Source organism: Jeotgalibaca sp. MA1X17-3 (genome assembly GCF_021513155.1).
GTDB lineage: Bacteria > Bacillota > Bacilli > Lactobacillales > Aerococcaceae > Jeotgalibaca.
Window position 1 is genome coordinate 2,255,982 of the sequence record NZ_CP090983.1, and the last position, 14,324, is coordinate 2,270,305.

The following is a 14,324-nucleotide window of genomic DNA, read 5'->3' on the forward strand; positions in this document are numbered from 1 at the left end:
AAAAATGCACGGTTGCTATAGAATTCTCATAAAAGAACCCATTCATGTTTTTCTTTTCGAATGGATACTATGCTAGAATGATAGAAGAAGTAAAAAAGGAAAAGGAGAGGATTGGATGCTGGAATCTTACTTTACGATCGCTAAAGATGGACAAGAAGAAATTATAATAAGAGGATCTAGATTCATCTGTTCTCTAAAACGAGTGGAAAATGAAGAGGACGCTAAAGAGTTCATTAGTGAAATCAAAAAGGAGCATTGGAAAGCAAATCATAATTGTGTAGCTTATCTAATTGGAGATCAAGACGAAATCCAACGTGCCCACGATGATGGCGAGCCTTCTGGGACAGCTGGAGTTCCCATGTTAGAAGTTTTAAAAAAGAACCATCTCCATTACGTAGTTGCTATTGTAACCCGTTATTTTGGTGGAATCAAATTAGGTGCAGGAGGCCTTATCCGTGCTTATAGCAAGTCTGTTTCTACTGCTTTACGTGGAGTAGGAATCATCCGTTGCTCGTTACAAACCCCTGTTTCTAGTACGGTAGGATATTCTTCATCAGGTCTACTTGAAAACCATCTTCATCAAACGGAATATGAGTTGCTAGATACCCAATACACCGATACGGTTACCTTCACTACTAGTGTTCCCATTGATGAAGTGGAGTCCTTTCAAGATAAAGTGGTTGACTTGATGAGTGGGAATGTAACATTCCATTTAGAAGAAAATCAATATCGAGAACTCCCTATTACCATGGAAGAAAAAGATGAGTGGGATGATTTAGACGAATAAAAATGAGAAATGGTACGATACCATTTCTCATTTTTTATTGTATTCTTTTAGTCTTTTCCATCTGATTCTTCATCATCTTCTTTATAAAATAAGTGATAAAGAAAACGTCTAATAGGTGTATCTCCTCGGTCTAACAAATTAAAACTAACTACAAATAAAGTCATTCCAAAAATTAACCCCACCGTCAAAATAACTACCCCTAAAAAAAGAGGACAGTGGGTAAAGAAGAGCCGTCAACGAGAATATAATTCCCATTGCATAAATAACCAAAACCGTTTGTTTATGGCTAAAACCTATTCGTAATAAACGATGGTGCAGATGCCCCCAGTCCTTTTTGCTAATTGCTTTTTTATGTAATAAGCGTCGAATGATTGCTGCAATCGTATCTATAATCGGAACACCTAAAATTGCTACTGGAATTAATAAAGAAATAAAAGTAGCATGCTTTAGTCCATTGAAAGATAAAGCAGCAATCATAAAGCCTATAAAAAGTGAACCCGTATCGCCTAAAAATATTTTTGCTGGATAGAAATTATGTGGTAAGAATCCAATCAGACTTCCTACTAATAAAAAAATCATGATGACACTGCTAATATTTGCCGAGTTTGTAAAGAAATAGCTGACTAGCCCTATCGTTACTAAAGAGATAATCGATGTTCCTGTGGCAAGACCATCTAGCCCATCCATTAAATTAACAGCATTCGTAATGGCAGCAATCCAAAGCATCATTACTAGATAACTAAATTCATGAAAGTGAATGGTTCCAATCCAATCAATCGTTAAGCTGTCTACTCGAATGTTAGAAAAGAAATAGAGAACATTTGCTCCTAGTAGAATGCCACTCATTTTTTGCCATGGCTTCAGTTCATATCGGTCATCCACAATTCCCGTTATTAAAATAATAGCGGAACTAACAAGCACTGCATACACATCTGCAATTTGATTTCCCTTTGGAATGAAAAGAAAAAAGATCAACCAAAAAGCGATAAAAATACTAATTCCACCCATTGTTGGCAGGGGTTGCTTATGAAGTTTTTTAGTACTTGGAACATCTACCCATTGATATCGTAACGCGATTTTCCGATAGAAAAATGTCAGCAAATAGCTTAGTGCAATAACAGCTGCAAATGCAAACATAAACTCAATAAAAAAACTCATCGCTTCACCCCTTTCTTTCTAAAGCTGGGACTTTTGTCCTGCTCTCATCTGGGCTACTTCATATTCACATCAAAAAAACCTTTTTGAACACTATCTTTATCCCCGACTGTACGATCATACATAATCCAATCGTACTCTTCGAGAATATCTTGTGCTTCTTTATTTAATTCTTCTCTTGATTGAACATATTGCCCTTTTTCTTTTTCATAATACATTCCTTTTTCAAAAGCTGGAATTTCTTCTTTTAGTTCCAAAAGGAATGCTTCAAAAGGTGTTACTTTCGCATTGGTTAACGACAATACTTCATTAAAGAAATAAATTGGACTAATCTTTTCCAGATTTTCAGACCGAGAAGATTGATTACTAAAAATCAGAACAGGTGTATGGTGAAGCACTTCTTCTCCATTATTAAGAAGAGCGGATTCTCCAAACACATTAGGCCAATGGTCCCCCCAAAAAACGACTACAGTTGGTTCTTCTATTTTTTTTAGTTGCTGTGTGAAATCTTCCATTGCCTGATCGCTATAAACTAAGTCTTGTAAATATTGATTAGGTCCTTCTTTACTGAAACCAGTCTGTTCCATAGAAGGAGTGGTGGTATATTTACCATCGTACGGTGTGTGGCCTTGCATCGTAACGAGATGGACAAAGTCATACCCTTCTGTTTTTTCCATTCGATAAAGAACTTCTTGATAAGCAGATTCATCTGAAATATAAGGGTTATTTTCTATTTTATCAGTATATTTCATCGTATCATTATAATAGAAGTCATCAAATCCTAAGTTAGCATAGTTATCCCGTCGCTTATACATAGAGGTATCAAAGGGATGAATCGCGGTCGCCACATGGCCATCCTTTTTTAAACGCGATACCACAGATATAAAGTCTGATTCTTTTGGTAAAAACTGAGTGAACGGAGTGGTAATCGTAGGTGAAAAAGGTTCCATTGAAAGGCCTGTTAAAGCCTCGAATTCAATATTTGCTGTTCCGCCGCCATATCCTTGCGACAACATTTTCCCACTTTTACTTGTTTCTCCTAGCATCCTTGTAAAAGGAATCGGATCCCAATTTTTATTCATTTCCATAAGATCAAACGGATCAGAAAAACTCTCATTCATAATGTAAATCACATTGGCTTCTACTTGATCTTTTTCTCGGGATTGGTTGATTTCATCTGCTTTTTTTGGTACTTCTCTATCAAGACATCCATGCCTTCTTCGCTAAATCCTTCCGGCAGTTGCATGGGTGAAGATGAAAAGTTATATAAAAAGCCAGCTACAAATCCATTGTTATAGTAGTTCATCTGTTGACTGTACGGAATCCAATAAGCAGTGCGGTCATACGCCTTTTTTAAAATATTTCCTTCTGCTTGAAATTGAACAACATACCCCATTAATAAACTCATCAATAAAAATAGATTCGTTCGCCATTTCCAATTCAAGGGACTCAACGTTTTTTTCTTACGTTTAAATGCTAGAGCGAAAGCAAAAATACCAAAAGCTATACTAGAGAAAATTATAACAAGCATCAGAGGGGAAATCATATCCATTAAGAATGGTAAATCCGTTGCCATCCGAAAATCAGATGGATAAAACGGTTCTCCTCGTTGATTCATTTTCTCAAAAGTAATATACCCTACAATCATCGTCGCTACGAGGTAAATTGTATTTGTAACACGAATATTACCCGTGAGTGCCCACAACCAGATCGCCGGAATCATCAAGATACCCCAACTAATGAGAAACTTTTCGGTATGCCAATCCAATACAAAATTAGCGACCAGATTAAAATTCAGCTGATTTTGAAACCACTGTAAAAGCAATTGCGATATAAATACGACCAAAATTAAACGAAGGAGTTGCAGAAAAAAAACAGAAATTTTACAATTATTGAGGCGGGCTTTTTTTAATCTTTTAAAATAAGAATCCATTTTTTTCAGTACGATCTCCCCCGTTCTACATTACTTCTCTACTCATTTTCAGTTCGCCAGAAATCATCATACACGTTAATGGGTAAATGACGCTTATGTTTCGTACGCAAAAACCATCCTTCAATCGTTGTTGCATCTTTTTCGGAAACTTCTTTCCCTTCTAGATAATCATCAATCGATGCATAAGAAACCCCTAGAGCTTCTTCATCCGGAAGAGACGGACGGTTTTCTTCTAAATCGGCTGTAGGAACTTTATTATACAAGTGAGGTGGACAATTTAGCACTTCCAACATCGCTTTCCCTTGCCGTTTATTTAAGCGCCAAATTGGTATAATATCTGCTGCTCCATCACCATATTTTGTGAAAAAGCCAGTAACGGATTCACCTGCGTGGTCCGTTCCAATTACCACCCCTGCTTGTTCTCCAGCAATCGCATATTGAACAACCATTCGTTGACGCGCCTTGATATTCCCTTTATTAAAATCAGATATAGATAAATCCGTTTGCGTTAAAGCAGAAACTAATTCATCTGTAGCTGGTTTTATATTTACAAGAAGGGTTTTGTCTGGTTCGATAAATGCCAATGCATCCAGAACGTCAGATTTATCAGCTTGTTTTCCATATGGAAGTTCAACAGCGATGAATTGATACATCTTTTTTGTTTCTTGACGTAATTCAGTAATTGCCATCTGAGCTAACTTCCCTGTAAGGGTGGAGTCTTGTCCACCACTAATTCCTAGTACGAGTGTTTTCAAGAAAGGATGTGCCTTCATGTAATCCTTCATAAAATCAATACTCTTCCTAATTTCTTGTTGGGGATCAATAGTATCTTTCACTTTTAATTCTTCAATAATTTTCTTTTGTAAAGGCCGCACCGTCTATTCCTCCTTTAGATTTGTTTATTCTATGATTTAAAGAGGCTCACCATTTTTTCGAACTTCCTCTTTCAATCGTTTGATGGTTCTCATTTTATGATCATACGTCTCTTGTGACAAATCAACTGGATAATCTTCTGGATTCAAGATACGTTTATATTCATCCCACAAATCATGCAGTTGCTCGGTTGCGTAGGCTCTCACTTCTTCTAAAGAAGGTAATTCATAGACTCTTTTCCCCTCTACAATGATATCTTGTAGGATGGGACGCGCATCAAAATCAGTAATAGTTTTATTTATATACGTGTAAATAGGATGGAACATGAACAATTCTTTTTCTTTGTCCGGTTCCTCTTGCCATAGAGCAATATAATCTCCTTCAGATTTACCATCTCGCTTCCGAGTGATTCTCCATACTTGCTTGCGACCAGGAGTTGAAACTTTTTCTGCATTACTAGAAATCTTGAGAGTATCTACCATCTCTCCTTTATGATCTTCAATGCTAACTAGTTTGTAAACAGCTCCAAGAGCGGGCTGATCAAAGGCAGTGATCAGTTTAGTTCCCACACCCCACACGTCAATCTTTGCTCCTTGCATTTTCAAGTTTAAGATGGTCATTTCATCAAGATCATTCGACGCATAAATTTTAGCATTTGGGAAACCTGCTTCATCTAATTGCTGTCTTACTTTTTTAGAAAGATAAGCCATATCTCCACTGTCAATACGAACGCCAGCAAAGTTGATTTTATCTCCCATTTCTTTCGCTACACGGATTGCATTCGGTACACCTGAACGAAGAGTGTCATAGGTATCCACTAAGAACACGCAGTTTTTATGGCTACGTGCATAGGCACTAAATGCATCATAGTCATTACGATAAACTTGTACTAAAGAATGAGCATGGGTACCTGCAATGGGAATACCAAATAGTTTACCAGCGCGGGTATTAGAAGTAGCATCAAAACCACCTACATACGCAGAACGCGCTCCCCATAAAGCTGCATCCATTTCTTGTGCCCGACGAGACCCAAATTCCATCAAAATATCATCTTCTGCTACATATTTTAAGCGTGCCGCTTTCGTAGCAATCAACGTTTGGAAGTTCACAATATTTAAAAGTGCCGTTTCAATTAGTTGGCATTCTGCTAATGGCCCCTCTACTTGAACGATTGGCTCATTCGCAAATACCAAATCTCCTTCTAATGCAGAACGAATGGTTCCAGTAAAACGTAAGTTTTTTAGATACGTCAAAAATTCTTCTGGATACTCTTGGGAATCACGCAAGAAGTCAATATCACTTTCAGTGAATTGTAATTCTTCAACATATTTTACTAAACGTTCTAGACCAGCAAAAACAGCATACCCATTTTTAAATGGATAGTTACGGAAATACAATTCGAAAACAGATCTTTTTTCCGTTATTCCTTCATCCCAGTACGTTTTCATCATATTAATTTGGTAGAGGTCAGTATGTAGTGCGCGACCATCGTCTTTGTAGGTTTCTTCCAAGATAAGCACTCCTTCAATATCAGAATATTATTTTTTATTACAGGATTCATTTTCACTTATTATAACGTAAATCGTTTTATTTTTCCTTTTTTTCATTTAAGTCCTTATTTATATGAAAAGAAAGCGGAAGAAAAGGCGTTTAGATATAGGAAAAGGCTGGAACTTTTGTCCCAGCCTCTTCGTTGAACCATTTAATAAATGACTTTAATTCCTCGAGCAGCAATCTCAGATTCAGAATGAACGGTGTGTTCCATTTCATCTACCCCTTGCGAACTCACTTTATCAAATAAAATCTTCACGGTTTGAAGAAGGATTTTCATATCCAAAATCAACGAGTATTTTTTGATATAAATTAAGTCAAAATTCAATTTACTATTAAAATCAGAAGCATACTTTCCATAGACTTGTGCATAGCCCGTAATTCCTGCACGTACATTATGTCGTAAATAATAATGTGGGTTCATTTGTTTAAATTGATCCACAAAGTAAGGACGCTCCGGACGTGGCCCTACCATGGACATATCCCCTTTTAGCACATTAAATAGTTGAGGGAGTTCATCAATACGTAGTGCTCGCAAGTATTTACCGACTGGGGTTACTCGCATATCATTACTACTAGCAAGGACTGGACCCGATTCAGCTTCCGCCGTCACACCCATACTACGGAACTTGAGAATCTCAAATTCTCGTCCTTCTCTAGTAATTCGTATTTGACGATATAAAACCGGACCTTCTGAACTTCTTTTTACAAGAATAGCCGCAACCAACATAATCGGTGACGTTACTACGATTAGTAAAAGAGCTATTGCAATATCCAAAAGACGCTTGATTGCTCCATCTTCTTGTGGAATTCGGAATGCAGCCACTTCAATAATACTTTCGTCTTCGATGTTCATCATATTTGGATTAACCATCACTAAATTTTCAAAACTAGTATTTAAAAAGAATTTTTTATCTTCTTGCATGAGTAATCCATAAATACGTAGTTTTTCAGATTCTTCAATCTGACTTGCTAAGTAGACAATATCAATATCATGAAGATTTTCACGGACATTTTCGTAGTAATCAGATAGCACTACGTGAGTTACGAGATGACGAATGCTTTTAGTATTCGAAAAATTATCGACTGCCGCAAATACTTCTTTTTCCATTCCAACAATCATCACTCGTTTACTTCCACTTAAATGTTGGTAGGTTTTGAACACGATGGCTCTCCATGCAAACAGGATGATACACCCTACAAAAAAGTTAATGAGGATGACCGATCGAGGAAAGGTAAGCCATCTTCCCGCAAATGTAAGAGTCATAATAAATAATGAAATTACAAATTGACTAATAATCGTAATAAACAAAAAATCACTAATTGATTTATTGTATAAAATGTAGGTTCCAAAGAGAATATTCACAATGATAAATCCAATAGAGACATACAAAATACTACCTTGAAACGATTGAAAGTTGATATATGGGATATCAGAGCCAAATTTTAGTTTAAATGATAGAAATAATGATCCAATAAATAGCAGCAAGTCAATGATGGTAATCAAAACCCGGCGTGCTTTTGTCCATTCTTCTTTTTGATTCACGTTGTTTCCCTCCTTAAAGTCATAAAGACTTTATACATTTTACCACGAAACTTCAACCAAAGACAGACGAATGAAAGTGGAGCCTTTCCAAACGAAAAACTCCCCTATCAAATCAGAGTTTTTCTGCATTTGATAGGGGAGTTTCTTGAAGATTATTCTTTTTTTAATTCGATTCTTACATCATTCCGCCCATGCCTGGATCCATTGGAGGCATGTTTGATTCTAAAGTTGGATGATCTGCTACGACACCTTCTGTTGAAAGGATCATTCCAGCAACACTTGCGGCATTTTGTAGAGCAGAGCGAACTACTTTAGCAGGATCAACAATTCCCGCTTCGATCATGTTTACCCACTCATCTGTAGCTGCGTTATAGCCCATTCCATGTTCCATTACTTTCACTTGAGAAGCAATCACAGAACCTTCTTTTCCAGCGTTTTCTGCGATTTGACGAATTGGCTCTTCCAAAGCACGGGCAACAATACGTGCACCGGTTGCTTCATCGCCTGTCAATTCTAATTTCTCCACTAGATGTTGTACATTGATAAGTGCTGTACCCCCACCAGAGACAATTCCTTCTTCAACTGCTGCACGAGTTGCATTCAATGCATCTTCGATACGCAATTTACGTTCTTTTAGTTCTGTTTCAGTAGCTGCGCCGACTTTAATAACACCAACACCACCGGATAATTTTGCAAGACGTTCTTGTAATTTTTCACGATCAAAGTCAGATGTTGTATCTGCAGCTTGAGAACGAATCATCGCAACGCGTTGTGCAATGGTTTCTTTCTCGCCAGCTCCTTCAACAATAGTCGTATTGTCTTTTGTTACTACAACTTTGCTAGCATTTCCTAAGTGTTCTAAAGTGGCATCTTTTAATTCTAATCCTAAATCTTCTGCAATCACGGTACCGCCTGTCAATACTGCGATATCTTGAAGCATTTCTTTACGACGATCTCCAAATCCAGGAGCTTTTACAGCTGCTACATTGAAGGTTCCACGTAATTTGTTTAGAACCAATGTAGGTAGAGCTTCTCCATCGATATCATCCGCAATAATTAGTAGTGGACGACTTTGTTTTAAGATTTGTTCTAATAATGGTAGTACATCTTGAATATTAGAAATCTTACGATCGGTAATCAAAATGTATGGACTTTCTAAATCAGCTTCCATTTTATCATTATCTGTAACCATGTATTGGGAAAGGTATCCGCGATCAAATTGCATTCCTTCCACTACGTCTAGTTCTGTTTCAATTCCTTTAGATTCTTCAATGGTAATAACACCATCGTTGCCAACTTTTTCCATTGCTTCCGCAATCAATTTTCCAACTTCTTCAGAACCAGAAGAAACGGCTGCAACTTGTGATATCGATTCTTTAGAATCAACCGTTTGAGAAATCTCTGCTAATCCAGCAACCGCAGCTCTCGTAGCTAGTTCAATTCCACGACGAATTCAACTGGGTTTGCTCCTGCTGTAACGTTTTTCAAACCTTCACGAACAATCGCTTGAGTTAATACAGTAGCTGTTGTTGTTCCGTCACCAGCGATATCATTGGTTTTAGAAGCAACTTCTGATACTAACTGAGCACCCATATTTTCAAAATGATCTTCTAATTCAATTTCTTTAGCAATGGTAACGCCATCGTTCGTAATCAGTGGAGAACCGTATGCTTTTTCTAATACTACATTTCGGCCTTTTGGTCCTAAAGTAACTTTAACTGTATTTGCTAATATATCCACACCGCGAAGCAAAGCTGCACGTGCGTCTTCAGAAAATTTAATGTCTTTTGCCATTTTGTTTCTTCACCTCATCATTTTTTTGTTCAATGTTTTATTGATTTTCTTATTCTACAATTGCAACGATATCTGATTCTTTTATAACTAGATATTCTTTTCCATCAAATTTAATTTCAGTTCCGGCATATCTTTCAAATAAAACATGATCGCCTTCTTTAACAGTCATTTCAATCGTAGTTCCGGCATCGGTTACTAGACCGGTACCTGTCGCAATGATCGTACCTGTTTGTGATTTTTCTTTAGCTGATGATGGCAACACAATACCACCTACAGTTTTTTCTTCTTCTTTTTCTACTTCAATAATTACACGATTCGCTAATGGTTTTAACAAAAGTAATCCCTCCAATGCTTTTTTGTTAGCACTCTAATATCGTGAGTGCTAACCCATGTACCTATCTTAATCAATTCTTGTATAGATTGCAAGACAAAAGATTAACTTTTTTATCTATTATGTTATACTTTTCTGTAAGCTTATAAAATTTGAAATAGAAAGGTTATGAAATGAAGAAAAAATTATCTACAGCAAATATAATCATTCTAGTTTACTTAGCCATACAATTTTTACCGATTCCGCTCATGGTATTCATACCTGCAGAAGATCGAATTAAAATGAGCCTAACCATTAGTTTAGTAACGGCATTAATTGGATCAATTATCATGATTATCTTAAACATGAAAAAGAAATGGACTCCGGTAAATAGTATTACTCAAGGAAAGTCATCCTCTTATGGAAAAATCATCCTTTGGGGAGTGTTAGGTTTTATTGGTGCCATTATTCTTCAAGTCATTGCTGCTTCCATTGAAACGGCTATATTTGGAGTCACACCCGGGTCTCAAAATACAGATCTCCTATTAGATCTAACCAATACTTATCCTCTTTATATTTTTGGGTTAACTCTCTTTGCACCAATTATGGAGGAATTTGTTTTCCGAAAAGCAATTGTCACTCAATTAGTTGACCACATTGGTTTCATCGGAGCTGCAGTCGTAAGTAGTTTGTTATTTGCCCTTGCCCATATGGATGGCCACATGTTAATCTATGGAACATTAGGTTTATGGTTCAGTTATCTGTATCGAAAAACAAATAACATTTTGACTCCTATGTTAGCACATGGAATCATGAACGCTTTTGCTTCCCTTCCAGTCTTTTTTCCAGAACTCTTTTTGTAGTACCTTAAAAAAACTCTCCATCAGAAAGGAATCATATGACTTTAAAAGATTTATTAATTCAAATCACAGTGAAATTTGTCCTTGCGGCTTTATTCTTTTATTTTGCAGTTGACGGTGTTATAAAATTTGGATGGGGATTTGTCTCTATCTTAAGTGTTATTTTTGCTACAAATAATATTGTCCAAGGAATTCGAATGTTAAGTACCTATTTTAAAATCAAAAAAAATATTGATAAAAAATAGTTTTAAAAACTCTTCTAATGTAGAAGGACCTGGGATAAGCATTCCTAGATTCTTCTATTTTTTTGAATCACTTAAACAGTGATATCCTTATGAAAAGAAAATAAACACTTACCATTTCCTAGAGCTCCAAAAGGTGCTTCTGTCCTTTCACTTTATGCATCTGTCTTATTAAAGATTAGAATTATTCAAGAACATTGCCAAGGGAGCACTATTTAAGACACTATCAATCTCAAAAAAACTAATTTTTAAATTATTTCATAAAAAAAGACCTGTAAAATTCTTCTAGAGAATTTCACAGGTCTTTTTTAGGTATTAATGAACATCATTATCTAAGAAATAAATAAGTGTTTGTAGCTCATTGGTTAAGTCTACATTTTGAACACGAATGTGATCGGGAACAGAAAGTCGGATTGGAGTAAAGTTCATGATTCCTTTCACTCCTGCTTCGATTAACGTATTTGCAGCATCTTGGGCAACCGATTGCGGTACTGTTAGAATAGCTACATCAATTTGTTGAATACGAAGTTGGTTCATCATTTCACTCAAAGGATAAACCGGAACACCCGTAACAATTTTTCCAACAATATCATCTCTTACATCAAACGCACAACTGATTCGTACGTTATTATTCAAATGAAAGTTATAGTTTAATAGCGCATGTCCTAGATTTCCTACACCAATAAGTGCAACGTTAGTCAGTCGATCTTGATTCAAGGTTTTACTAAAGAAGTCCAGTAGGTACTCCACTTCATATCCGTACCCTCTTTTTCCAAGTGCTCCAAAATAAGAGAAATCACGTCGGATTGTAGCACTATCTACTTTAACAGCCTCACTAAGTTCTGTTGAAGAAATTCTTGTTTTTCCAGCATCATGAAGGTAACGAAGGTAACGGTGATAAATAGGTAAACGTCTTGCTGTTGCTTTAGGTATATCATGTGGGTTTGACATTTTTATTTTCTCTCTTTCTTATAGGGATTCCCTATATTTATCTATAGAATCTCATATAATCATTATTTTTATTTACTGTATTAGTATAACATTTGTTTGTGAAATATCCAGTATGTTGCTTCATTTTAAGCTGATTTGTGAAAAAAAAGCACAAGGAAGACCACAATTCTTGTATTAACGAAGAAATTAGTGATGCTTTCACATTAAAAAGTTGTGAACATGCCATTATTCTGAATCACTAACTCTATCAGTGCGACATAGGATATGCTAAAATGAGAGAGCCTGCTATAAACGTTATTAGTTATATTCAGAATAAACAAACTATCTTAAGAGAAAGAGGATACCAACATGATATTATTACAGGGGCAGAACCTAGCCCGCCACTTCGGTCCCACCGTTTTATTCGATAACATCCATATTACCATCCAAGATCACGAACGTATTGCGTTGGTAGGTAGAAATGGTGCTGGTAAATCTACCTTATTAAAAATTTTAGCTGGGATTGAACCTACTGATGCTGGAGTCGTTTCTAAAGGAAGAAATGTTTCCATTGGGTATCTTGATCAACACAGTGCAGTCGATTCGAATAAAACAATTTGGGAAGAAATGCTGACTATTTTTGAGCCCGTTATACGGCTAACAAAAGAAGCAGAACAAGCGGCTATTGCATTAACAGATGAAGCCTTATTAAAAGATGAAGCTGACTATCAAAAAGCATTAGAGCGCTATGACTTTCTTCAACAAGAATTACAAAAGAAAAATGCTTACGGATATGAATCAGAAATCCGTTCCGTCCTCCATGGATTCCAGTTCTATGATGAGGACCACGATCGTCCTATTGAACAACTATCTGGTGGCTAAAAAACTAGGCTGGCATTAGCTAAAATCCTTTTGGAAAAAAATGATTTACTTATTCTGGATGAGCCTACAAACCATTTAGATATCGAAACACTAGCATGGTTGGAAAATTATCTATTAGGATATCACGGAACTCTACTAATCGTATCTCATGACCGTTATTTTTTAGATAAGCTAGCAACTGGAGTCTATGAAATTAGTCGTAGCAGCATCCAACAATATAAGGGGAATTACTCCTATTATTTAAAGGAAAAAGCAGCTCGATTCGAACAAGAATTAAAGCAATATGAAAAACAGCAAGGAGAAATCGCTAAATTAGAAGATTACGTTGCACGAAATCTCGCTCGAGCTTCTACAACAAAAATGGCCCAAAGTCGTCGAAAACGATTAGAAAAAATGGATCGGATGGATCGGCCTAAAGGGGATGAACGTTCAGCACGCTTTTCTTTTGATATTGAAAAAGAAAGTGGAAATGTCGTACTGACTTTAGAGAATGGGTCCATTGGCTATGAAGAGACCGTGCTCTCTTCTCCCATTCAATTAGATATTCGAAAACACCAAGCAATCGCAATTGTTGGTCCCAATGGAATTGGAAAGTCTACTCTTTTGAAATCTCTCATAGATGTTATTCCAATGATAGATGGACATATCCATTTTGGGACCAACGTTGAAATTGGATATTACGATCAAGAATTAAAAAATCTATCCAATCATAAAACCGTTCTAGCGGAAATATGGGACCAACACCCAACGATGAACGAAAAAGACGTTCGAAGTATTTTAGGTAGTTTTCTTTTCACAGGAAGTGATGTTGAAAAAACGATTCCTTTTCTAAGTGGTGGCGAAAAAGCACGACTTTCTTTATGTAAACTAGCACTAGAGAAAAATAACTTTTTGATGCTAGATGAACCTACCAACCATTTGGATATTGATAGTAAAGAGGTCTTGGAAAATGCTCTCATTGATTTTGATGGAACGTTAGTTTTTGTTTCACATGACCGGTACTTTATCAATCGAATCGCAACTACCGTCGTCGAACTTTCTGAAGAAGGCAGTACATTGTACATGGGGGACTATGATTATTATCTTCAGAAAAAAGAAGAAGAGGCTGAATTAGCACGTTTAAAAGCAAGTGAAGAGAATGGAAAGTCAATAGTATCCAAGGAAATTGTATCTTCAACTACAGAAACTAAAAATGATTACTTGGAAAGTAAAGAAAAAGCAAAAATCGAACGAAAATTAAAACGTTCGATTGAAGAGGTGGAATCTACTTTAGAAATAATTGAAGAAAACATACACTCTCTCGAAAAAGAGCTTACGAAGCCAGAAATATTTGGAGATCATGAAAAAGTCCAAGAGTATCACGGAAAATTAATGGAAACTCAAAAACAACAAGATAGTCTTATGTCAGAATGGGAATCCTTACATTTAGAATTAGAAGACTTATAAAAAGAAGGGGATACA

Annotated in this window: 11 protein-coding genes and 2 pseudogenes; 4 read left to right on the plus strand and 9 right to left on the minus strand. The window is 36.3% G+C overall.

From position 1 onward, the window contains the following. Positions 1-115: 115 nt before the first annotated feature. Entirely contained in the window at positions 116-787 is a 672-nt protein-coding gene (locus LZ578_RS11215; RefSeq protein ID WP_235145256.1) for a YigZ family protein, read from the plus strand. A gap of 144 nt (positions 788-931) precedes the next feature. On the opposite strand, the gene LZ578_RS11220 is transcribed toward LZ578_RS11215, so the two are convergent. The 8 genes and pseudogenes from LZ578_RS11220 to groES form a co-directional block, all read right to left on the minus strand. Then, the gene (locus LZ578_RS11220) at positions 932-1,945 is read right to left on the minus strand and encodes a glycosyltransferase family 4 protein (protein ID WP_235145257.1); all 1,014 of its coding nucleotides are present in this window, start codon (positions 1,943-1,945) and stop codon (positions 932-934) included. Positions 1,946-1,998: 53 nt separating this feature from the next. Then, complete coding sequence (locus LZ578_RS11225) at positions 1,999-3,075, minus strand: LTA synthase family protein (RefSeq protein WP_235145258.1); 1,077 nt, start codon at positions 3,073-3,075, stop codon at positions 1,999-2,001. Positions 3,076-3,083: 8 nt separating this feature from the next. Beyond that, positions 3,084-3,665, minus strand: coding sequence for a hypothetical protein (locus LZ578_RS11230; RefSeq protein WP_235145259.1), 582 nt, complete (start codon positions 3,663-3,665; stop codon positions 3,084-3,086). A gap of 248 nt (positions 3,666-3,913) precedes the next feature. After that, positions 3,914-4,750 carry an ammonia-dependent NAD(+) synthetase gene (gene nadE / locus LZ578_RS11235; RefSeq protein WP_235145260.1) on the minus strand — a complete coding sequence of 279 codons (837 nt, stop codon included), beginning with the start codon at positions 4,748-4,750 and terminating at the stop codon, positions 3,914-3,916. A 36-nt stretch (positions 4,751-4,786) separates the two neighbouring features. Then, the gene (locus LZ578_RS11240) at positions 4,787-6,259 is read right to left on the minus strand and encodes a nicotinate phosphoribosyltransferase (protein WP_235145261.1); all 1,473 of its coding nucleotides are present in this window, start codon (positions 6,257-6,259) and stop codon (positions 4,787-4,789) included. A gap of 191 nt (positions 6,260-6,450) precedes the next feature. Then, positions 6,451-7,845: a sugar transferase gene (locus LZ578_RS11245; protein WP_235145262.1), complete on the minus strand. Its 1,395-nt coding sequence runs from the start codon at positions 7,843-7,845 to the stop codon at positions 6,451-6,453. A gap of 175 nt (positions 7,846-8,020) precedes the next feature. Continuing rightward, positions 8,021-9,639, minus strand: a pseudogene (groL, locus tag LZ578_RS11250) (chaperonin GroEL). A gap of 49 nt (positions 9,640-9,688) precedes the next feature. After that, positions 9,689-9,973, minus strand: a complete 285-nt coding sequence (gene groES, locus LZ578_RS11255; protein ID WP_235145263.1) for a co-chaperone GroES — start codon at positions 9,971-9,973, stop codon at positions 9,689-9,691. A gap of 170 nt (positions 9,974-10,143) precedes the next feature. On the opposite strand from groES, the gene LZ578_RS11260 reads away from it, so the two are divergent. Both LZ578_RS11260 and LZ578_RS11265 read left to right on the plus strand, forming a co-directional pair. After that, entirely contained in the window at positions 10,144-10,812 is a 669-nt protein-coding gene (locus LZ578_RS11260) for a CPBP family intramembrane glutamic endopeptidase (protein WP_235145264.1), read from the plus strand. 35 nt (positions 10,813-10,847) lie between these two features. After that, a complete protein-coding gene (locus LZ578_RS11265; RefSeq protein WP_235145265.1) occupies positions 10,848-11,054 on the plus strand; it encodes a DUF4305 domain-containing protein in 207 nt (68 codons plus the stop codon). 312 nt (positions 11,055-11,366) lie between these two features. Here the strand turns inward: LZ578_RS11265 and LZ578_RS11270 are convergent, their stop codons facing one another. Further along, entirely contained in the window at positions 11,367-12,002 is a 636-nt protein-coding gene (locus LZ578_RS11270) for a redox-sensing transcriptional repressor Rex (RefSeq protein ID WP_235145266.1), read from the minus strand. A 348-nt stretch (positions 12,003-12,350) separates the two neighbouring features. On the opposite strand from LZ578_RS11270, the pseudogene LZ578_RS11275 reads away from it, so the two are divergent. Beyond that, positions 12,351-14,309: pseudogene (locus LZ578_RS11275) on the plus strand (ABC-F family ATP-binding cassette domain-containing protein). Positions 14,310-14,324: the final 15 nt, after the last annotated feature.